Source organism: Pseudomonas sp. MMS21 TM103 (genome assembly GCF_022132145.1).
Classification (GTDB): Bacteria; Pseudomonadota; Gammaproteobacteria; order Pseudomonadales; family Pseudomonadaceae; genus Aquipseudomonas.
In genome coordinates, this window is the sequence record NZ_JAJISP010000003.1 from 394,109 (window position 1) to 414,447 (window position 20,339).

15 protein-coding genes and 1 pseudogene are annotated in these 20,339 nt (G+C 64.6%); 7 read left to right on the forward strand and 9 right to left on the reverse strand.

Annotation, left to right across the window (positions count from 1 at the left end; genetic code table 11):
- Positions 1-24: 24 nt before the first annotated feature.
- Positions 25-1,158, reverse strand: a complete 1,134-nt coding sequence (locus LJY18_RS12935; protein WP_238042223.1) for an aminotransferase class V-fold PLP-dependent enzyme — start codon at positions 1,156-1,158, stop codon at positions 25-27.
- 173 nt (positions 1,159-1,331) lie between these two features.
- On the opposite strand from LJY18_RS12935, the gene LJY18_RS12940 reads away from it, so the two are divergent.
- The 6 genes and pseudogenes from LJY18_RS12940 to LJY18_RS12965 all read left to right on the forward strand — a co-directional run bounded on the left by LJY18_RS12940 (position 1,332) and on the right by LJY18_RS12965 (position 10,875).
- Entirely contained in the window at positions 1,332-2,207 is an 876-nt protein-coding gene (locus LJY18_RS12940) for a helix-turn-helix domain-containing protein (RefSeq protein WP_238042224.1), read from the forward strand.
- 199 nt (positions 2,208-2,406) lie between these two features.
- On the forward strand, positions 2,407-5,043 hold the full coding sequence (locus LJY18_RS12945; RefSeq protein ID WP_238042225.1) for a DEAD/DEAH box helicase: 2,637 nt from the start codon (positions 2,407-2,409) through the stop codon (positions 5,041-5,043).
- Between the two features lie 223 nt (positions 5,044-5,266).
- Positions 5,267-6,289 carry an Lnb N-terminal periplasmic domain-containing protein gene (locus LJY18_RS12950; protein ID WP_238042226.1) on the forward strand — a complete coding sequence of 341 codons (1,023 nt, stop codon included), beginning with the start codon at positions 5,267-5,269 and terminating at the stop codon, positions 6,287-6,289.
- Between the two features lie 83 nt (positions 6,290-6,372).
- The gene (locus tag LJY18_RS12955; protein WP_238042227.1) at positions 6,373-8,619 is read left to right on the forward strand and encodes a patatin-like phospholipase family protein; all 2,247 of its coding nucleotides are present in this window, start codon (positions 6,373-6,375) and stop codon (positions 8,617-8,619) included.
- A gap of 144 nt (positions 8,620-8,763) precedes the next feature.
- A pseudogene (locus LJY18_RS12960) lies at positions 8,764-9,483 on the forward strand (AI-2E family transporter); the annotation flags it as partial.
- Positions 9,484-9,813: 330 nt separating this feature from the next.
- The gene (locus LJY18_RS12965) at positions 9,814-10,875 is read left to right on the forward strand and encodes an Lnb N-terminal periplasmic domain-containing protein (RefSeq protein ID WP_238042228.1); all 1,062 of its coding nucleotides are present in this window, start codon (positions 9,814-9,816) and stop codon (positions 10,873-10,875) included.
- Between the two features lie 133 nt (positions 10,876-11,008).
- On the opposite strand, the gene LJY18_RS12970 is transcribed toward LJY18_RS12965, so the two are convergent.
- Both LJY18_RS12970 and LJY18_RS12975 read right to left on the reverse strand, forming a co-directional pair.
- The gene (locus tag LJY18_RS12970) at positions 11,009-11,512 is read right to left on the reverse strand and encodes a phosphate-starvation-inducible protein PsiE (protein WP_238042229.1); all 504 of its coding nucleotides are present in this window, start codon (positions 11,510-11,512) and stop codon (positions 11,009-11,011) included.
- A gap of 174 nt (positions 11,513-11,686) precedes the next feature.
- On the reverse strand, positions 11,687-12,154 hold the full coding sequence (locus LJY18_RS12975; protein WP_238042230.1) for an aminoacyl-tRNA deacylase: 468 nt from the start codon (positions 12,152-12,154) through the stop codon (positions 11,687-11,689).
- A gap of 275 nt (positions 12,155-12,429) precedes the next feature.
- Between LJY18_RS12975 and LJY18_RS12980 the strand changes: the two genes are divergently transcribed.
- Positions 12,430-12,690 carry a YebG family protein gene (locus LJY18_RS12980; protein ID WP_238042231.1) on the forward strand — a complete coding sequence of 87 codons (261 nt, stop codon included), beginning with the start codon at positions 12,430-12,432 and terminating at the stop codon, positions 12,688-12,690.
- 138 nt (positions 12,691-12,828) lie between these two features.
- Here the strand turns inward: LJY18_RS12980 and phaC are convergent, their stop codons facing one another.
- The 6 genes from phaC to pdhA all read right to left on the reverse strand — a co-directional run bounded on the left by phaC (position 12,829) and on the right by pdhA (position 20,284).
- On the reverse strand, positions 12,829-14,514 hold the full coding sequence (gene phaC, locus LJY18_RS12985) for a class II poly(R)-hydroxyalkanoic acid synthase (RefSeq protein WP_238042232.1): 1,686 nt from the start codon (positions 14,512-14,514) through the stop codon (positions 12,829-12,831).
- Positions 14,515-14,637: 123 nt separating this feature from the next.
- Positions 14,638-15,555, reverse strand: a complete 918-nt coding sequence (locus tag LJY18_RS12990) for an alpha/beta fold hydrolase (RefSeq protein WP_238042233.1) — start codon at positions 15,553-15,555, stop codon at positions 14,638-14,640.
- Between the two features lie 738 nt (positions 15,556-16,293).
- Positions 16,294-16,914, reverse strand: coding sequence for a DUF1326 domain-containing protein (locus LJY18_RS12995; RefSeq protein WP_238042234.1), 621 nt, complete (start codon positions 16,912-16,914; stop codon positions 16,294-16,296).
- Positions 16,915-17,067: 153 nt separating this feature from the next.
- The gene (locus LJY18_RS13000; protein ID WP_238042235.1) at positions 17,068-18,177 is read right to left on the reverse strand and encodes a dihydrolipoamide acetyltransferase family protein; all 1,110 of its coding nucleotides are present in this window, start codon (positions 18,175-18,177) and stop codon (positions 17,068-17,070) included.
- 30 nt (positions 18,178-18,207) lie between these two features.
- Positions 18,208-19,194 (reverse strand): alpha-ketoacid dehydrogenase subunit beta, encoded by a 987-nt coding sequence (locus LJY18_RS13005; RefSeq protein WP_238042236.1) that lies wholly within the window; start codon positions 19,192-19,194, stop codon positions 18,208-18,210.
- The gene (gene pdhA, locus LJY18_RS13010; protein ID WP_372866064.1) at positions 19,187-20,284 is read right to left on the reverse strand and encodes a pyruvate dehydrogenase (acetyl-transferring) E1 component subunit alpha; all 1,098 of its coding nucleotides are present in this window, start codon (positions 20,282-20,284) and stop codon (positions 19,187-19,189) included. The genes LJY18_RS13005 and pdhA overlap by 8 nt, the downstream gene beginning before the upstream one ends.
- Positions 20,285-20,339 lie beyond the last annotated feature (55 nt).

Consider the following 20,339-nt stretch of genomic DNA (forward strand, 5'->3'; position numbering starts at 1 on the left):
GCGCCAGTCGTACCGCGCAGACGCTCAAGCCGGGGCAATCTTGTCCAGCACCTGCTCCAGAGTGCTGACGCTGCGTTCGATGTGGGTCAGCTTGTCGAGGCCGAACAGGCCGATGCGAAAGGTCTGGAAATCCGCCGGCTCGTCGCACTGCAGCGGCACTCCGGCGGCAATCTGCAGGCCTTGCGCGGCGAACTTCTTGCCGCTCTTGATCTCGGCGTCATCGGTGTAGCAGACCACCACTCCGGGCGCCTCAAAGCCGGCCGCGGCGACACTTTTGAAGCCCTTGCGGGTCAATAGCGCGCGCACCCGATCACCCAACTCCTGCTGGCTCGCACGAACCGTGGCGAAGCCCAGGCATTCGGTTTCCTGCATCACGTCGCGAAAACGCGCCAGGGCATCGCAGGGCATGGTGGCATGGTAAGCATGGCCGCCCTGCTCGTAGGCCTGCATGATCTGCAACCACTTCTTCAGGTCACAGGCGAAACTGCTGCTCTGGGTCGCCTCGACACGCTGCTGGGCCAACTGGCTGAGCATCACCAGGGCACAACAGGGGGAACCGCTCCAGCCTTTCTGCGGCGCGCTGATCAGCACATCGATGCCACAGGCTTGCATGTCGACCCAGAGCGCCCCCGAGGCGATGCAGTCGAGGACGAACAGGCCGCCGACAGCGTGCACGGCGTCGGCAACGGCGCGCAGGTAGTCATCGGGCAGAATCATCCCCGAGGACGTCTCTACATGGGGCGCGAACACCACCTGCGGCTTTTCCGCCTGGATGCTCGCAACCACTTCGGCAATCGGCGGTGGGACAAAGGCGGCCTGGGGGCCGGTCTCGATCGGCCGGGCCTTGAGCACCAGGGCCTCGGCCGGGATATTGCCCATCTCGAGAATCTGCGACCAGCGATAGCTGAACCAGCCGTTGCGGATCACCAGGCACTTCTGCCCGGTGGCCAACTGGCGAGCCACCGCCTCCATACCGAAGGTGCCACTGCCGGGCACTATCGCCACCGCGTGGGCGTGGTAGACCTGCTTGAGCGTGCGCGAGATGTCGCGCATCACCTGCTGGAACGCTTGCGACATATGGTTGAGGGAGCGGTCGGTGTAGACGACCGAGTATTCGATCAAACCATCGGGGTCGATATCGGGGTAGCGGTCTGACATGAGTGACTCCTGTGAGGATCAGAGCATTCTCTCGACCCTGCCCGAAGCCTGGATAAATGACAAGGCTGTCCAGCGCACGAGTTGCGGCACTTGCCTGAACTTGCGCTTTTCTCGGCGGCGTAGCTGGCAGATCGCCGCGACAGGGGTAGCATGGCGGGGCAGAGGAAATGCCCATGTCACAGCTCGAGCAAAGCCAGGTCTTTCAGTCCATGGCCAGTTCACCCAATTCCAGACTGTTGCACAGCGCCGAGCTGGGCGATGGCTTGGCCGCAGCATTGTGGAGCAACTGCCACGATACCCGCGACTACCAGGCGCCGAGCCACCACACCCTGTCCTGCTACCTGGCTGGCGGCACCGGCACCTTTCGCCGCGAGCGCCCCGAGAGCAAGGGCGCACCGGACAAGCTGTGCATCCTGCCGGCCGGGCATCAGTCGGCCTGGGTGATCAACGGCGAGATCAATCTGGCGCACCTGTATGTCAGCCAGGAGCAATTTGCCCTCGGCGCCGTGCGCCTGCTCGACCGCGAGCCGCGCGAACTGCAACTGCACGAAGCCACCTTCCTCGACGACCCGCAGCAGGCCCAGCGCTTTCGCCAGCTGAGCCGATTGAACTGGCTGGAGCCCGGCGAGCGCCTGCTGACCAGCAGCCTGGCCCACGACCTGCTCAACCATGCCCTGTTGTCCCAGGTCGGCCGGCGCGATGGCCTGCGCCTGACCGGCGGCCTGGCACCTGGACAACGGCGGCGGCTGCGCGAGTATATCGATGCACACCTGGCCGAGCCGCTGAGCCTGGGTCAGCTGGCCGGGCTCTGTGCGTTGTCCGAGTACCACTTCGCCCGGATGTTTCACCTGAGCTTTGGCCTGCCGCCACACCGTTATCTGCTGGCGCGCCGCCTCGAACGCGCCCGGCAGCTGCTGCACGGCAGCCGACTGCCGCTGGGCGAGATCGCCCTGGCCTGTGGCTTTGCCAGCGCCAGCCACTTCAGCAACCGCTTTCGCCAAGCCTTTGCCGCAACACCAGGGCAGTACCGCCTGGCACTCGGCGGCTAAGTGGCCAGCGTTTGCGGGGAGACGGCGCACTGCTACACGACTGCCTACTCCTGACACGCGGGGTAGCTGCTGGCCTGACCGGCACCGGCCGGATTGTGCAAGCGCCTGCTAATCCACCGCCAGCTGTGCCAGAATCATCGGCTTTGCAGCCACCCGGCACCGTCATGTCCAGACTCGCTCCCACTGCCGCTGATTTGCCATGAAGGCCCTGGATGTTCTGCATCTGCGCCAGGCCGACTGGCGCCGGGCATTCCGTGCCGGGGACTTCAGTCGCGGGCTCGGCTATGCCGAGCAAGGCCGCAGCACCCTGCTCAGCCTCAAGGGCGAGACCCTGCTGGCCAGTTGTCGCGGCTCGGGCGCGCAGACCTACCAGCAGCGCATCAACCTGCAGTCCTTCCCCCAGGGCTGGAGCGTCAACGGCCATTGCAGCTGCCCGGTGGGTTTCAACTGCAAGCACGTGGTCGCCGCCCTGCTGACCCTGGAGCGCCAGCAACTGGCGGGTATCGATCTCAGCCCGCTGATAGAAACCCCGGCCGATGTGGTCGAACAGCGCCTGGAGGGCATCGCGCCGCAACCCGTGCTGATGCTCGGCAGCCACGTGCGGGTGCATTTCGATGCGCGCAAGGGGCGCATGCTCGAGCAGACCCAGCACCGCGCCGCCCTGGCCTTCGATTACCAGGGCCAACTGGCCTACGGTAAACCGGCGAACGACCTGCTGGTACGGCAGAGTCCGAGCCTGACCCTGCGCATCATCCGCGATGCCGCCGCCGAGGCGGCACTGCGCCAGCGCCTGGAAGCCGCCGGCCTGCAGGTCGCCCTGCGCCAGAGCGAGGCCCTCGCCGAGCATCCCGGCGAACACTTCGAGTTGCCCGGCGAGGCAGCCTGGCTAGGTTTCGTCCAGCAACAAGTGCCGCTGCTGCGCGCGCAGGGTTGGCGGATTGAGCTGCAGCCGGAATTTCGCTACAACCTGGCGCAGGTCGACGACTGGTACGCGACAATCGAAGAAACGCCCGAACACGACTGGTTCGACCTGGAGCTGGGCATCGAAGTCGAGGGCCAGCGCATCAGCCTGCTGCCGATCCTGCTGCAGGCGATCCGCCACAAACCCTGGCTGCTCAATCGCGACGCCCTGGCCCAGCGCCAGGATGAGGAAATACTGCTGGTCAGCCTGCCGCAGAGCAACAAGCACATCGCCCTGCCCTTCGCCCGCCTCAAGCCCTTGTTGACCACCCTGGGCGAACTGTTCTTCCGCGAGCCGGGCGAGTCCAGCCAGCGCTTGCGCCTGCCACGCGCCGACGCCGCACGCCTGAGCGAACTGGAACAAGGCCCGGCGCTGAACTGGCAGGGTGGCGAACAGCTACGCGGCTTTGCCCAGCGCCTGCAGGCGCACACCCTGCAGGAGGTCAGCCCGCCAGCGGATTTGCAGGCCACCCTGCGCCCCTACCAACTGCATGGCCTGGCCTGGATGCAGGCACTGGGCGAACTGGAAATCAGCGGGGTGCTGGCCGACGACATGGGCCTGGGCAAGACCCTGCAGACCCTGGCGCATATCCTCAGTGAGAAACAAGCCGGGCGCCTGGATCGTCCGGCGCTGATCGTCATGCCCACCAGCCTGATCCCAAACTGGCAGGACGAAGCCGCGCACTTCACCCCGCAGCTCAAGGTGCTGGCTCTGTATGGCGCCAAACGCCGCCCGCTGTTCCAGTTGATCGGCGAACACGACATCGTCCTGACCACCTATGCGCTGTTGCCGCGCGACCTCAAGGCACTGGCGGCGCAGCCTTATCACCTGCTGGTTCTCGACGAAGCGCAGAACATCAAGAACCCGCGCAGCAAGGCCGCGCTGGCTGCCGGGCAACTGCAGGCACGCCAACGCCTGTGCCTGACGGGTACCCCGCTGGAAAACCACCTGGGTGAACTCTGGTCGCTGTTCAACTTCCTCATGCCCGGCTGGCTCGGCGACAGCAAGAGCTTCACCCGCGACTACCGCACCCCCATCGAGAAGCAGGCCAACCAGCAGCGCCTGGCGCACCTGCGCGGGCGGATCAAACCCTTCGTGCTGCGCCGTACCAAGGAACAGGTGGCCCGCGAGTTGCCACCCAAGACCGAGGTCACCCACTGGGTCGAACTGACCGCCGCCCAGCGCGATCGCTACGAAACCCTGCGCCTGGCGATGGACAAGAAGGTGCGCGATGAAGTTGCCCGCCAGGGTCTGGCCCGTAGCCAGATCGTGATCCTCGAAGCGCTGTTGCGCCTGCGTCAGGCCTGTTGCGATTTGCGCCTGCTCGGCGATCACGACGCGCAGCTGAAAAGCAGCGATTCGGGCAAACTCAGCGCCTTGCTGGAGATGCTCGAAGAACTGGTCGAGGAAGGCCGCAAGGTGCTGCTGTTCTCCCAGTTCACCTCGATGCTGGCGCTGATCGAAACCGAGCTGCAGGCACGCCGGATCGGCTACACCAAGCTCACCGGCAGCACCCAGGATAGGCGCACCCCGGTGCAGCAGTTCCAGGCCGGAGAGTTTCCGGTGTTCCTGATCAGCCTGAAAGCCGGCGGCGCCGGCCTCAACCTCACCGCCGCCGACACCGTGATCCACTTCGACCCCTGGTGGAACCCGGCGGCCGAGGCCCAGGCCAGCGACCGCGCCTACCGCATCGGCCAGGACAAGCCGGTGTTCGTCTACAAGCTGATCGCCCGCGGCAGCGTCGAAGAGAAGATCCAGCACCTGCAGCAGGCCAAGGCCAACCTGGCGCGCGGCCTGCTGGAAGGCGGCAGCCAGGCGCAGTGGCACATGAGCGAAGACGACCTGCAGGCGCTGTTCGCGCCGCTGAACGATTAAGGATCAACGATCCTCGACACGACCTTTACGGGAGATCAAATCGCCCGCCAGCATATGCCCATCAACCAGTACGTCGCAGTTTGCCAGGCCTGCCTACACTGAGACCACGGCCATCTATCCTGGCGCGGCAGGAGTTCGAGGATTGGATTGCCAGGCACATCCGTCATACCTATAGCACTTGGTGGTGCCTCCATTGACACCAGCAAACGCAGAGACGCCCGCAATGAGAGAAGTCCTGAACCGCTGCACCATCGCTGTCGCCCTGCTGCTGCTCGGTTTACTGATTGCGACGGCCGGAGGCTGGGGCGTGCTGGCCATCACGTTTACCGGGCCGCCAGACGCAATGCTGCGCAACAGCCTGGCCGGCGCAGTTGCCATCGCCTCGCTGGCCGTGCTGATTGCCCTGGGCTTTCGCCGCTGGCGCTGGCGCGCCCTGGCGGCCTATCTCGTCCTGTTCGCCGGGCTGCTGGTCTGGTGGTCGCGCATCGAGCCCTCCAACGAGCGTGACTGGCAGGCGGACGTGGCGGTACTGCCCCATGCCACCATCGAAGGCGATCTGGTCACGGTGCACAACATCCGCAACTTCGACTACCGCAGCGAGACCGACTACACCCCGGCCTGGTACGACAAGCAATTCGACCTGCGCAAGCTGCAAGGGGTCGACCTGGTCGCCGTCTACTGGATGGGCCCCGCCATCGCCCATGTGTTTCTCAGCTTCGACTTCGGCGACGGCGATCACCTGGCCGTGTCGATCGAGACGCGCAAGGAAAAGGACGAGAGCTACTCCACCCTCAAGGGCTTCTTCCGCCAGTACGAGCTGTACTACGTGGTGGCCGACGAGCGCGACGTGATCCGGCTGCGCACCAACTACCGCCGCGACCCGCCGGAAGATGCCTACCTGTACCGAGCCCAAGGGGACATCGAGGATGGCCGGCGGCTGTTCCTCGAGTACATCCAGCGCATCAACTCGCTGCATGCCAGCCCCAAGTTCTACAACACCCTGACCACCAACTGCACCACCACTATCTGGATGAACACCCGGGTCAACCAGCACCACCTGCCATTCGACTGGAAGATCCTGGTCAGCGGTTATCTCCCGGAATTCCTTTACCAACAAGGCCGCCTGGACAGCCATGGCCTGCATTTCGCCGAGCTCCAGCGGCGAGCCCATATCAACGCCCGGGCACAGGCCGCGGATGGCGCAGCGGATTTCTCCATGCGCATCAGGGAGCAGATTACCCCGTGACCTGTCGGCGTAGCGGCCGACTAAAACGCTACAGCGCAGTGAACAGCAGCTTCAAGGGCTAGCGCAACCAGGGAGAAATGGACATGCAGTTCAATTATCGGAGCGTCCTTGCCGCCTCATGGCTGGCCATGGTCGTTCTGCCTCCGGCCATGGCGCTGCCGGCGCAAACCATCGGTGCAGCCCCGGCGGGCGATAGCCTCAAGCGCCCCAGGATCTGCCTGGTCCTGTCCGGCGGAGGCGCACGGGGGGCAGCGCATGTTGGCGTGATCAAGGTGCTCGAAGAGTACCGCGTACCGATCCACTGCATCGCCGGCACCAGCATGGGCGCCCTGGTCGGCGCCTCCTACGCGACTGGCACCTCCATCACGGAAATGGAGAAGATCCTCCAGGAGATCTCGACCGAACTGCTGTTCAAGGAAAACCCGCCGCGCCAGGAACTGGCCATGCGCCGCAAGCAGGATGACTACAGCATCCTGTTCACTCCCGAGGTCGGCCTGCGTGGCGGCGAGGTGAAGCTCGGCAAGGGCCTCGTAACCGGCGTGCAACTCGAGACCGTGCTGCGCCGCCTGTCCAAGGCCAAGGGCCACCACCGGTTCGATGATCTGCCCATTCCCTATCGCGCCGTGGCGACCGACCTGGTGACAGGCAAAGCCGTGGTTTTCAGCGAGGGCGAGCTGGCCAACGTCATGCGCGCCAGCATGTCGGTGCCCGGTGCGGTGGCGCCGGCGGAGTTCAGAGGGATGATCCTGGTTGACGGCATGCTCACCAGCAACCTGCCGATACAAACCACGCGCGACCAAATGGGGGCCGACATCATCATTGCGGTGAACGTCGGCACGCCGCTGCTCAAACGCGAAGACTTGAACGGGATTTTCGGCGTGACCGGACAGATGCTCAGCATCCTGACCGAGCAGAACGTCCAGGCCTCACTGGCCACGCTGCAACCCAATGACATCCTCATCTCACCGGAATTGGGCGACTTTTCGACCAGCGATTTCGATGACCTGGAACAGATCGCGCCCCTTGGCGAAGTGGCCGCACGCAAGGTTGCCGACCGGCTCGCGCAGCTCTCCCTGCCGGCCGGCGAATACGTGGCGCTGCGCCAGCGCCAACAGGTCATCGTGGCAGCCGACCTGCGGCCGGTCGACGAGGTTCGTTTCGTGAATCTGCAGCGCGTCAACCCGCAGACGGCGCAAGCGGCCATGGATACCAAGCCCGGTCAACCGATCGACCAGCCGACGCTGGACCGCGACATGCGCCGTCTCTACGGCACCGGCGACTTCGAGCACGTCAACTATCGCTTCCTCGAGGAGCCGGGCAAACGGATTCTGGCGGTGGATGCCGTGGAGAAATCCTGGGGACCGGACTACCTGCGCTTCGGCCTGGGCCTGTCCAGCGACTTTAGTGGCGACGCCTTCTTCAACCTGCTTGGCAGCTATCGCAAGACCTGGCTCAACTCGCTCGGCGCGGAGTGGCGCACCGACGTGCAGCTCGGCCATACCAGCGGCCTGTACAGCGAGTTCTATCAGCCGTTCACGGCCCAGGGCCCCCTGTTCATCGCCCCGTACGCCGCCATCGAGCGACGCACGGCGGACCTGTATCAGGATGACGACCGCATCGCCAGCTACGAGACGACCTCCACCCTCGCCGGTGTGGACCTCGGTAGCCAGTTCCGGCGCTATGGCGAGCTACGCTTCGGCCTGCTCGGCGGCAAGCTCAAACCGCAACTGGACACCGGGCCGCAGAGCCTTTCTCCGGGCGAAGGCAGTATCACCCAGGGTGCGTTCACCTCCCGGCTGATTCTCGATCAGCTCGACAGCGTGCACTTCCCCCGTTCCGGCTGGCTCGCCGGGATGCACCTGTTCAACGCCAACAGCGCGCTCGGTGCGGACGATGAGTACACCAAGTGGGATGCCGAAGCCAATGCTGTCTATTCGTTCGACAATCACACCTTCAATTTCGCCATCAAGGCCGGCGGCAAACTCGGCAACGACCCGTTGCCGCGTTACAACCAGTTCCAGTGGGGTGGCTTCCTGCAGCAGTCCGGCTACTCGACCGGGCAACTGCTGGGCGAGGAGCTGCAATACGGCAGGCTGATGTATTACCACCGGATCATGCGCGGGAGCATGTTCGAGGGCGCCTACAGCGGCTTCTCGCTGGAAGCCGGCCGGATCGGCAATCCGCTGGTGCCGGGCAATTCGGAGGACTGGCTCAAGTCCGCCAGCGTATTCATCGCCGCCGACAGCCCGCTTGGCCCGGTTTATCTGGGTTACGGGCGCGCCCAGGACGGCAACAGCAGCTTCTATTTCTATCTGGGCAGACCGTTCTAGGTTCTGTACAAACAGTCGCCGGGCGAAGGTCCGTCACGGCAAAAAGTGGCGAGGTACCGTGTTTGCGCCCTCCGCCGCCGGCCGAGCGACTACGCTGGGCTTATCGGTCTCGTAGCTATGCAGCGACCTGCGGGGAGAAAAACCATGTTGCCCACGCCTACCGCCGAGAAGCTGCTGTCTCATGGCCTGCTCGATGTCCTGATTCGCGCCGGCCTGATCGCCGTGCTCGTGATGTTCTGCTTCCAGATCTTCCACCCGTTCCTCAACCTGATGGTCTGGTCGCTGATCCTGGCGGTCACCCTCTACCCGCTGCACCTGAAGATCAGGGGCAAGCTGGGCAACAACGAGGGGCGCAGCGCGACGCTGATCGCGCTGATTGCCATCGGCGTCCTCATGGTGCCGATCTACCTGCTGGGCACCTCGCTGGCCGAATCGGTGGAAAATGCCCTGACCATGGTCAGGAGCGGCAATGTCCATATTCGTCCGCCAGCCGAGTAGGTCGCCGACTGGCCGCTGGTGGGTAAGCCGCTGTATAGCTTCTGGCTGCAAGCCTCCACCGACCTCACAGGCGTGGCACAGAAGTTCACCCCGCAGATCAAGGAACTCGTGCTCATCCTGCTGGGCAAGCTCGCCGGCCTCGGCATGGGCCTGCTGGTGTTCATCGTCGCCCTGATGATCGCGGGCATCTTCATGGCCTACGGCGAGGGCGGCAGCCGAAGCGCGGTGGAAATTGCTTCGCGCCTGTCCGGCCCGGACAGTTGACCGCAGATCATCCAGCTGTGCACCGCCACCATCCGCGCGGTGGCTCAGGAGGTGGTCGGCATTGCCTTCATCCAGATGCTGCTGATCGGCGTCCCCTTCGTCGCCTGACCACCTAATTGTTTTGTCCACACCCTCTCAGAGGTTGTGACAATATCGAGCGCCGTCGCGAGACCGCCGCTGTAGGCGTTCACAAGCTCTGAGCCCCGCAGGGCAAAACATGGCTCTGTACCCGTTAACTGTTGCAACTCGCTTTTGAAGGGTGGGCCGGACAGCGTTCCACCCGCCAAGCGCGAGCATCGCGGGCTTGACGCAGAATGCGCGAGACTGACGAGAGACCCGCCTCGCGGCGTAGCATGAATGCGCGGATTGAATTGTCGTGCGCACCCGTCACCCGACTGCCCCGCCAATGCAACACAGGAAGAAACGCCCGCCATGAGAAAATTCCTGACCCGCTACGCCCTGCTGCTGCTCGGTTTGCTGATTGCGGCAAGCGCAGGTTGGGGCGTGCTGGCCATCCTGTTTACCGGGCCGGCAGAGGCGCTGCTGCGCTACAGCCTGGCAGGCGCGTTTGCCCTCGTGGCGCTGGCCGCGCTGGTTGCCCTGGGCTCGCGCCACTGGCGCGGGCGCGCCCTGGCCCTGGCGCTCCATCTCGTTCAGTTCGCCGCCCTGTTGCTCTGCTGGTACCGCCTCGAACCCTCCAACGAGCGCGACTGGCAGACGGACGTGGCGGTGCTGCCTTATGCGACCATCGAAGGCAACCTGGTTACCGTGCACAACATCCGCAACTTCGACTACCGCAGCGAGACCGACTTCACGCCGGCCTGGTACGACAAATCCTTCGACCTGGCCAAGCTGCAAGGGGTGGATCTGGTCACGTCCTACTGGATGGGCCCGGCCATCGCCCACGTGTTTCTCAGCTTCGACTTTGGCGACGGCGATCACCTGGCCATGTCGATCGAGACGCGCAAGGAAAAGGGCGAGAACTACTCCACCATCAAGGGCTTCTTTCGGCAGTATGAGCTGTACTACGTGGTGGCCGACGAGCGCGACGTGATCCGGCTGCGTACCAACTACCGGCGCAACCCGCCCGAAGAGGTTTACCTCTACAAGCTGCGTGCCCCCATCGAGCAAGGTCGACAGTTGTTCCTGGAGTACATGCAGCGCATCAACGCGTTGCATCAGCAACCCGAGTTCTACAACAGCCTGACCACCAACTGCACCACCGGCATGTGGCTGAATTCCCGGGTCAACCCGCAACACCTGGCGTTCGACTGGCGAATAATCGCCAGCGGCTATGTACCGCAATTGCTCTATCAGCACGGCTTGCTGGACAGCGCCGGCTTGCCGTTCGCCGAGGTCAAGCGCCGGGCCCATATCAATGCCCGGGCGCAGGCTGCGGACGCTGCCGCGGACTTCTCCAGACGCATCCGCATGGACGAGCAAGCGAAGACCGACATAAGCGATCGAGTAGCCGAGGATCCCGCTGGCGCATAGCTCTAACGCCGAATAAACCGACGATTCCCCTGCCCGCAGGCGACCGCAGGCCTGCGTTCGTCCCGAGGGCGGATCGCCCAGAGGTTCGAATCAGCGGGTAAAAGCTCCTGGCAGGAAAGCAGAGGACTGCCCCTCAATCATCGTCCTGACCATCATTCTTCTCTGCCGCGTTGTCCGCCGGGTTGCGGCGCATGCGCGGGCCATCGGTTTGCACCGAGGGGAACCGCGCGGAGGCATAGCGCACCACCAGAATTGCCACTGCCAGCAGCAGGATCGCCCCGGAAATCAGCACCACCCCCATATCCGGGCGATGGTGGTGCGACACGTCAGAGATCAGCAAACGGGTCAGCGCGGTGATCGCCACATAGATCAGGAAACGGATCGGCATATGGTTGGTCTTGAAGTAGATCCCGACCATCGCCCCCAGTTCGAGGTAGATGAACAGCAGCAGGATGTCGTCGACCGTGGTATGGCCCTTCGCGACCATGTCACTGAACGCCATCACCGCCGCCCAGGCAGTGACACCGCCGATGGCGAACAACGCCAGGTAATGAAAGCCCTCGACCAGCAAATTGCCCAGCGATTCGGCCAGCCCATGCAGGTTCTGACGCAGGGTCTCGGCCCAATTCAATTTCAAGATGCAGCTCCTCGGCAGTGGGCTCTCCGTCATGATCGGCCCGCAGGTAACGGCTGGATTATGCAGGATGAGGGCCAGCCAGACGGCCGAGAAGCGCGCTGTGCGGCAATAAGACACGCCCCGCGCACGGGAAGCCGGGCGCCACCGCACAGCGCGGCGCCGCCTCGGATCAGGCTATTCGCTGATCGGTCCGCACTGGGCGGTCGGCATGAGCTGGAGAAATTGTTCCGCACTCATGTGCACCAGACCTTCATGATCGCCCGACTCGAAATACAGGTCCTGGAGGGCCGTCAGCGACTCGTCGATCAGGGTTTCCATCTCGAAGGCGCTGCCCACCGGCGGAATCGCGCCGTTCGCGCAGTCGCTGAAATGCGGGCCGAACTCGTTTTCCCGCGCCAGCCGCCAGTGGCGCTTGGTCAGTTTGCGCACCTTGTTGAGGTCGACCTGATGAGTCGCCGGCACCACCGCCATCAGCCAGTGGCCCTGAAAGTCGTCGAGAATCACCGACTTGGCCACCAGATGCGGCGGTACACCGGCGCGCCGTGCCGCTTCCCGGGCGGTGATCGAGGGATCGTGCTGCAGCATGTCGTAATGGGAGTGCTGCTCGGACAAGTAGTTTTGCAAACGGTTGGCCATGCTCATGATGCACCTCCGTACGTTGGCCTGAGAATCGACGCCAGCCCTCGCCTCCCACTGCAACCCGCGACTGTCGGAGTACTCGACGCACGTTGTGCGAGCCTTCCCCGCCCCGCCTGAGCCGCGTGCAAGAGGCGACTGTTCACTTTATAAGTCTAGTGCATGGACAAACCTGTGATCGATGCACTAGCCAGTCTCGACCGACTGCTTTACACTCCGCCAGTACTGTATATATAAACAGTTTATTGCAACCCATTAGCGTGAAGGCGTAGAGGTGATGAATGGCCGTCGAAGTGGTGTACCGCAGCAGCCGGGATCTGGAGCGTTTATTCATGGATAAAGCCGAAGCCGACCGTCATGACAAGATGCTCGAACTGGCCGAGCTGCTCACCGACGTATTGCAAAAGGCCGTGCCTTCGCTGAACGAGCAGCAAGGCGAAGAGCTGGGTATCTTCATGGCCAAGAACCGCGAAATCTTCGCCAAGGCCTTCAAGAACCAGCCGGATGCGCTGAGCGAGCTGGGCCAAGTCACGCCTGAGTGATGGTCAGACGAGGCGCCGTGAGTGCCTGTGGCAAAACTGCCGAAACGGACTCCCCCGCGATAATGCGAACAACCTTGTAAAACGCCGGCGTCGACTAAGCGGCTCCAGCCTAGCCGACGCTCGCCACTGGTCAACCGCCTAGCGCATATGCACATAGCTGCCCGGCGCGGCTGCCAGCGGCGGGTAGTCCTGGTTGCCCAGGGCCGTCAGTGCTTCGCGTTGCTCGCCGGAGCGCGCCTGAATCCACTCCAGCCATTGCGGCCACCAGCTGCCCTCGTGCTTCTGCGCCTCGCTGTACCAGGCGTGCGGGTCGGCGCTCAGGGTGGCGTGTTCCATGTAGTTGGCCTTGGGGTTGCCCGGCGGGTTGAGGATGGCCTGGATATGCCCGCTGTTGGACAGGATGAAGCGCTTGTCGCCGCCGAGCAGCAGGGCCGAGCGGTAGGCCGTGTCCCAGGGGGTGATGTGATCGTTGATCCCGGCCACACTGAAGCTGTCGACCGTGACCTTCTTCAGGTCGATCGGCAAACCGCAGACCTGCATGCCGCCAGCATGGCTCAGGGCGTTGAGCCTGAAGAAGTCGAGGAAGTCGCCGTGCAGGGCGGCTGGCAGGCGGGTGTTGTCGTTGTTCCAGTAGAGGATGTCGAAGGCCGGCGGCTGCTTGCCGAGCAGGTAGTTGTTGACCCAGTAGTTCCAGATCAGGTCGTTGGGACGCATCCAGGCGAACACTCTGGCCATGTCGCGACCCTCCAGCACGCCCTGCTCGGAAGAGCGGCGCTTGGCCGCCGCCAGGGTCTGTTCGTCGACGAACAGCGCCGCGGGGCTCTCCACTTGACTGTCCAACAGGCTGACCATGTAGGTCGCGCTGGCGACCTTGCGCAACTGCCGCTTGGCCTGCAGATAGCCCTGCAAGACGGCCATGGTCAGGCCGCCGGCGCAGGCGCCCAGCAGGTTGACGTCCTTGCTGGCGGTAATCGCCCGACAGGCGTCAAGGGCCTCCTCGACCGCCTGCACATAATTCGACAGGCCCCAGTCGCGATGGCGGGCTTCCGGGTTGCGCCAGCTCACCACGAACACCTGCAGGCCGTTCTTCAGGGCGTACTGGACGAAACTCTTGCCCGGCGCCAGATCGAAGATGTAGTACTTGTTGATCTGCGGCGGCACGATCAGCAGCGGCCGCGCGTACTGCTGCTCGCTCATCGGCTTGTACTGGATCAGTTCGAGCAACTCGTTGCGGTACACCACCGAGCCAGGGGTGGCCGCCAGGTTGCGGCCAACTTCGAAGGCCTGCTTGCTCACCTGGCTAGGCATGCCGCCGTTGTGCAGCAGGTCGTCGAACAGGTGGCCGATGCCCTTGAGCAGACTGATACCGCCGGAGTTGAACAGTTCCTTGAGTGCCAACGGGTTGAGCAGGCTGTTGGACGGCGCCAGGGCATCGCCGAGCTGGGCTAGGACGAAGCGCACGCGGGCTTGCTCGTCGGCAGGCAGATCGCTCTCGTCGACCCAGGCCGCGAGCTGCTGCTGCCAGACCAGATAGGCCTGCAAACTGCGGCGATAGAAGGGATTGAGCTGCCAGGTGGGGTCCTGGAAGCGGGGATCGCGGCTGTTGGGTGGCAGCACGGTGTCGCCACGCAGCACGCGCCCCAGTTGCCTGCCGAGGGCCAGGGCATGACGGCTACTGTAAATCGGCTGCTTGATGCCCTGCACCGCCAGGGTTCGCAGGGTGGACAGCAGGTTGCGGCCGCGCAAGCCGCCCAGGGCGCTTTGCCCGGCATTGGTAAAGGACGCAGGTACGGGCAAGGTGCCCGACGCAGGTTTCTCTCGCATGGAAAATCATCCTCCGGTCATTCCGGCATGGAGCCGAACGCAAAGGGTTGATCGCCAGGCGCGGCTGGATACCGCCGAACAACCGCGCCAGGCCTCAACCCGCAGATAGGTATCGCCAAGGGCTCAGCTGGCGATGCGCTGCGCGGCCCTGGAGTCGGCAACCGAATAGCGGTGGCCATCCAGTAGCGGCGCGGACGGCGCCAGGGCCGCAATCACGGTCGGCTGGAGGAACCCGAGCAAGGCCTGGCGGGTGTCGTGCCAGGCTGTCTTGTGCTCCATATCGAGAAAGTGTCCGGCATTGCCGATGGTGCGGAACTGACACTGACGGACATGGCCGGCAAACAGGCGGGCATCGGCCGCCGTGGTGTATTCGTCCCACTCGCCGTTGACGAACAGCAGCGGGATCTCGATGGCCTCGGCGCACGCGAGGTAGCACTGGGTATCCTGGGTCAGCACCTCGCGGACATGGAAATGCATCTGCAGGTATTCGTGCTCGGCCAGGTTGCTGATATGCCGCTGGTTGAAGCGCTTGAGCAGCGGCGGCAGGTGCTTGCCGATGGTGCCGTTGATCAGGCAGCCGACGGCGCCGCGGTCGCGGGCCAGGAGCACAGTCAAACCGCGTTCCAGATACTCGCGCATCGGCTGGCTGACCCGCGCGGCGAAGGAATTGATCACCGCCCTCTCGACCCGCCGTGGTCGCTGGGCCAGGGCCAGCAACGTGGCCGCGCCGCCCCAGGAGAAGGACAGCACATGGTTGGCGCGAAAGTGTTCGATCAATTCCAGGAGTATCTCGGCTTCGTCTTCCTTGCGGATCGGTTGATCATGGCGATTGTGCGCTCTCGACTGGCCAGCGTAGGGTTGATCGTAGAGCACTACATTGAAGCGTGGCTGCAGCGAACGCACCGTCTGAGCGAAGAATGCGGTGGTCGCCAGTGAGCCGTTGACCAGAATGATGGTCTTGGTGGCGGCAGGGTTGCGGTAATGCTCCGTGTGGATTTTGTACGTCCCGTGAATTTCGACGATGGCAGTTTCTGGCCTCATATCGTTATCCTCTTGGCACAAATTGGGCGCAACGGACAGTCTGTGCACTGTTCGCCGGACCATGGCGTGGGCAATAAAACGCCTCTCCCCGGGACTTGAGCAAGTACCGGGCGGCCTACTAAATGACTTGTTTAGGTTTGCTTAGTTGCAGTGGCTTATCGGATCAATTCCGGGCACCACGGCTGGGGATCCCTCCGCCTCAGCCAAGGCGCACTACACCGCACAGACAGACAACGCGGGCGCCCTGGAAGCTCGACCTGACCTGCTGGTCACCTGTCGACGAGGGTTCAGAGTTTAAGCAGGCGTTTCGCGGGGGCGCAACAGCCCGGGCGGCTGATTCCGACGAGCGTCAGCTCCGTCGGGCGTGACCTGGCGCACGCCTGCTTCTAGTGGCAAGGTAACTGCCCGGCGCAGTTCGCAGACGGCGCCAGCAGTGGGGCTAGCGAGGACTTATCCCGGCGCCTCAAGCGCCTGCACCCACGCCTGAGGATGCGCGCCACCCGCTACCGGCGGCGGCGCCAGCAGCAGCGCGGCACAACCTTCGATATGGTGGGCGATCCGCCAGCACACGTAACCACCATTGCCGGACTGGCTCGCAGAACCGCGCAGGGATGGTCAAGGATTCCAATCGCATCGCACGCTCCCCAGTCCAGCGGGCTGTATGCCAATGCCGAGCGACCGGGTCCGCCGTCTTGAGGGAAACGAACAGCGCGGCGACGGCATAAACGCCGTCGCCCCTCAGCCGATACAGCCCTGCTCGCTGAACCTGACCCGGGCCACCGCGCCGTACTTGTTCGCGTAGTTCGCCAGCAGCTGATCATCACGCCACCACCAGCGCTTGGCGTTGGTCATCAGGCCGCGCTTGTACTCGATGCCGTGGGGCAGCTCGAGGGTCGGGCGGATCACGCTGCCATCCGGGTAGCTGAGCAATTCGCTTTCCGCCTCGGCGAACCCCTCGATACGGATCCGACCCTGGCCGTCGTCGAACTCGAACTCGATCGGCGCCACCTTGGTCGGCAGCCACTGGCTGACCAGTTGCATGCCGAACAGGTCGAAGATTCCGCCACCGGCCTTGCCCGTGCCGATGGTTTCCAGGGCCTGACGCTGCTCCGCGCTGGCGCGGCTGTCGACGTAGGCACAGGCCTGGCCATTGCCCTCCTCGACCGGCCCCGGAAAGCTGTAGTAGAGGGCGAAGCGCAGGCCATTCAGGCTGACCCGGCCGAATTGCCCGCTGAGGATGTTCCAGGCACCCCAGCCCATGCAGCGGCCCTCGGTGGGCCGGGCGTTGAAGTTGCAGGGACAGCCCCAATCGCAATTGCAGGCGGTGAAGTAGTCCGCTTCGAAATTCCACTGTGTCATCTCGCCTCCTCTCGCCATGCCGCGAGATACCTGACCAGGAAGCCACACTTCCCCAGTTTGTAGCGCCCTGCCCGGACCGCTCCACCGGCTGTCGCCCTATGCGCTGGTTGCACAGTCCACGTGCCCTCATAGACAGTATAGGAAGGCGCTGGATCAGCCCTCGGCCTGTTCCAGCGCCTTCACCAGCGCCTTGAGAAAACGCGCCGCCTCGCCACCGGTGACTGCGCGGTGGTCGAAGGTCAGTGACAGCGGCAGGATCGGGTGCACCACAACCTTGCCGTTCACCGCCACCGGCTCATCGCGAATGCCGCCGGCGCCGATGATCGCCACCTGCGGCGGCACCACCACCGGATTGGCGTAGCGGCCGAACAGGGTGCCGAAATTCGACAGGGTCAGGGTCGCGCCCATCATTTCCTGGGGCGGAATCGAACGCGACTTGATGTCGGCGCGCAGCCGATCGATGCCTTGCTTGAGATCCTCGGCCGAGCGCGCGCCGACATCACGCAGCACCGGCACGAACAGGCCCTCGGCAGTGTCCACGGCGATACCCAGGTCGAGTTGCGCGTGCTGCTTGATCGACAGGTTCTTCCCGTCGAACCAGCTGTTGAGCACCGGTTCGACTTCGCAGGCGGCGGCGATGGCCTTGGCCAGGCGTACCAGCGGATCCCGGGCCTGGGCCCAGCGATGCAGGTCGGCGTCACCGGCGATGAACACCGGCACCACCTCGGCATGGGCCCGTGCCATGTTGATCGCCATGCTGCGCCGCACGCCCCGCAGCTTGTCGCCGCCAAACTTGTCGCGGGCGCTCTGGGTGGCGGCCTCCACATCGGTGCGGGTGATCAGGCCGTCCGCCCCAGAACCGCTCAGGCTGCTCAGGTCGACGCCCAGCCGGCGCGCCAACTGCCGCACCGCCGGGGTCGCGCGGGGTGCCAGGTGTTCGCGGGTCGAGGGTGCGGCGCCGACGAAGAAGCTGTCGTCCTGGACCTCGCCGCCGCCTTCCAGGCGACCGACCACGGTGCCGCTGTCGTCCGCGCCTTCATAGCTCAGCAGGGGTTCGCCGACATGCAGGATGTCGCCTTCACGGCCGAAGGTCTTGGCCACCACCCCGTCGTAGGGTGCGGGGATGTCGACCAGGGCCTTGGCGGTTTCCACCGAGACCAGCAACTGGTCGGCCTTGATCTGGTCGCCGGCCTTGACGTGCCACTCGACGATCTCGGCTTCCTGCAGGCCTTCGCCGAGGTCGGGCAATTTGAAGTATTTCATGGCGCTCTCCTGTAGGGTGCCCGACACCGCTCAGGCGTAGTCCAGTACCGTTTCGCAGGCGGCGAGGATGTCCTCTACGCCGGGCATGTACAGCTGTTCCAAGCGGTACAACGGCGGCGGGATGTCCGGCGCGGTGACCCGCTGAATCGGTGCCTGCAGGTCGAGCAAGGCGCGCTCGTACAGGCTGGCGGCGATCTCCGCGCCGACCGCGCAACTCTTCGGCGCCTCGTGCACGATCACGCAGCGCCCGGTCTTGCGTACCGAGGCTTCGAGGGTATCCAGATCCAGCGGCTTGACGCAGGCGACGTCGATCACCTCGGCGGACACTCCGCGCTCCTGCAGTTTTACAGCTGCCTGCAGGGTCTCGTGTACGCTGGCGCCCCAGCTGATCAGGGTCAGGTCGCTGCCCTCGCGCAGGGTGAAACAGCTGTCCAGCGGCAGGCGCTTGCCGTCGTCGGCCAGGGCCTGCGGGTTCATCCGGTACAGCCGGGTGGGTTCGAGGAAGATCACCGGATCGGGATCATCGATGGCCGCCAACAACAGGCCGTAGGCCCGCGCCGGCGAGGATGGAATGACCACGCGCAGCCCGGGAATATGGGCGAACAGCGCCTCGGTGCTCTCGCTGTGATGTTCTGGCGCGCGGATACCGGCGCCCATCGGCGTACGCAGCACCATGGGGCAGCTCAGGCGGCCGCGGGTGCGGTTGCGCATGCGACTGGCATGCGAGACCAGCTGGTCCAGCGCCGGGTAGATGAAGCCCATGAACTGGATTTCCATCACCGGCTTCAACCCTTGCGCAGCCATGCCGACCGCCAATCCGGCAATCATGGTCTCGGCCAGTGGCGTGTCGATCACCCGCTTGAAGCCGAAGGTGTCGCGCAGGCCCGCGGTGGCACGGAACACACCGCCGTTGACACTGACGTCCTCGCCGAGCACCACCACGTTTTCGTCCTCGGCCATCGCCCGGTGCAGGGCGAGGTTGACCGCCTCGAGCAGGCTGATTTTTTCGTTACTCATGGCCACCGCCCTCCCCGCGCCGCGCGGCGCGCTCGAGGAACTGCTCGCGCTGCTCGGCCAGCGCCGCTGGCCACTGCGCATAAACGTAATCGAACACGCTCTCCAGCGGCTGGTTGCCTACCGCCTCGAAGGCTTCGACCGCCTGCTGCACCTGGGCCTGGCATTCGCCGATCAGGGCCTGCTCGCGGCCTTCGTCCCACACGCCCTGGGCGGCGAGGAAGGTCTGCAGGCGCTTGATCGGCTCCTCCAGCCAGGCCTGCTTGACCTCGGAGGCCGAGCGATAGCGGGTGGCGTCGTCGGCGGTGGTGTGGTCGCCGAGCCGGTAGCTGAGGCATTCCAGCAGTATCGGGCCTTTGCCGTGGCGGGCGCGCTCGAGGGCAATTTGCATGCGGTCATAAACGGCAATGATGTCGTTGCCGTCGACCTGCTCGCCATGGAAGCCGGCGCCGATCGCCTTCTGCGCCAGGGTCGGCGCACCGCACTGGATGCGCCGCGGCACCGAGATTGCCCACTGGTTGTTGTTGACCACGAAGACCACCGGCAGCTGCCAGACACCGGCGACGTTGAGCGCTTCAAGGAAGTCGCCCTTGCTGGTGGCGCCATCGCCGCAGGTGGTGACGGCGACGCGGTGCTCGCCGCGAATCTTCATCGCCGTGGCCACCCCGCAGGCATGCAGGGCCTGGGTGGCGATCGGCACGCAGAGCGGAAAATCCTGCGCAACCGTCGGATCGGCGTAGTCACTGCCGCGCTCGTCGCCGCCCCAGTAGAGCAGGATCTCCTCCATCTTCACCCCGCGCATGACCTGCGCGGCGGTGTCGCGGTAATAGGGCACCAGCACGTCTTCCGGCTTCATCAGGGCGCCGATGGCCACGCCGATGGCCTCCTGGCCCACCGTCGGCGCGTAGGTGCCGATGCGTCCAGTACGCTGCAGGGCCACCGCCTTCTGGTCGAACAGGCGGGTCAGGACCATCTGCCGGTACAACCGGCAGAGCAGGTCGAAGTCATCGGCCCAGGCCGGCAGTTGCGCGACCAGCTGACCGCTCGGAGCGAGATAACGGGTGAAGGGCAGATCGGGGTTGAGTGGGTTCATGGGCAAGTCCTCGGCACCTTGTGAGTGCATTGGCCGCCGCCGACGCTTATGGCGC

Excerpts from the sequence above, each read along its gene's own strand:
- LJY18_RS12935 (WP_238042223.1), bottom strand. The coding sequence starts at position 1,158 with ATGTCAGACCGCTACCCCGATATCGACCCCGATGGTTTGATCGAATAC.
- LJY18_RS12940 (WP_238042224.1), top strand. The coding sequence starts at position 1,332 with ATGTCACAGCTCGAGCAAAGCCAGGTCTTTCAGTCCATGGCCAGTTCA.
- LJY18_RS12945 (WP_238042225.1), top strand. The coding sequence starts at position 2,407 with ATGAAGGCCCTGGATGTTCTGCATCTGCGCCAGGCCGACTGGCGCCGG.
- LJY18_RS12950 (WP_238042226.1), top strand. The coding sequence starts at position 5,267 with ATGAGAGAAGTCCTGAACCGCTGCACCATCGCTGTCGCCCTGCTGCTG.
- LJY18_RS12955 (WP_238042227.1), top strand. The coding sequence starts at position 6,373 with ATGCAGTTCAATTATCGGAGCGTCCTTGCCGCCTCATGGCTGGCCATG.
- LJY18_RS12965 (WP_238042228.1), top strand. The coding sequence starts at position 9,814 with ATGAGAAAATTCCTGACCCGCTACGCCCTGCTGCTGCTCGGTTTGCTG.
- LJY18_RS12975 (WP_238042230.1), bottom strand. The coding sequence starts at position 12,154 with ATGAGCATGGCCAACCGTTTGCAAAACTACTTGTCCGAGCAGCACTCC.
- LJY18_RS12980 (WP_238042231.1), top strand. The coding sequence starts at position 12,430 with ATGGCCGTCGAAGTGGTGTACCGCAGCAGCCGGGATCTGGAGCGTTTA.
- phaC (WP_238042232.1), bottom strand. The coding sequence starts at position 14,514 with ATGCGAGAGAAACCTGCGTCGGGCACCTTGCCCGTACCTGCGTCCTTT.
- LJY18_RS12990 (WP_238042233.1), bottom strand. The coding sequence starts at position 15,555 with ATGAGGCCAGAAACTGCCATCGTCGAAATTCACGGGACGTACAAAATC.
- LJY18_RS12995 (WP_238042234.1), bottom strand. The coding sequence starts at position 16,914 with ATGACACAGTGGAATTTCGAAGCGGACTACTTCACCGCCTGCAATTGC.
- LJY18_RS13000 (WP_238042235.1), bottom strand. The coding sequence starts at position 18,177 with ATGAAATACTTCAAATTGCCCGACCTCGGCGAAGGCCTGCAGGAAGCC.
- LJY18_RS13005 (WP_238042236.1), bottom strand. The coding sequence starts at position 19,194 with ATGAGTAACGAAAAAATCAGCCTGCTCGAGGCGGTCAACCTCGCCCTG.
- pdhA (WP_372866064.1), bottom strand. The coding sequence starts at position 20,284 with ATGAACCCACTCAACCCCGATCTGCCCTTCACCCGTTATCTCGCTCCG.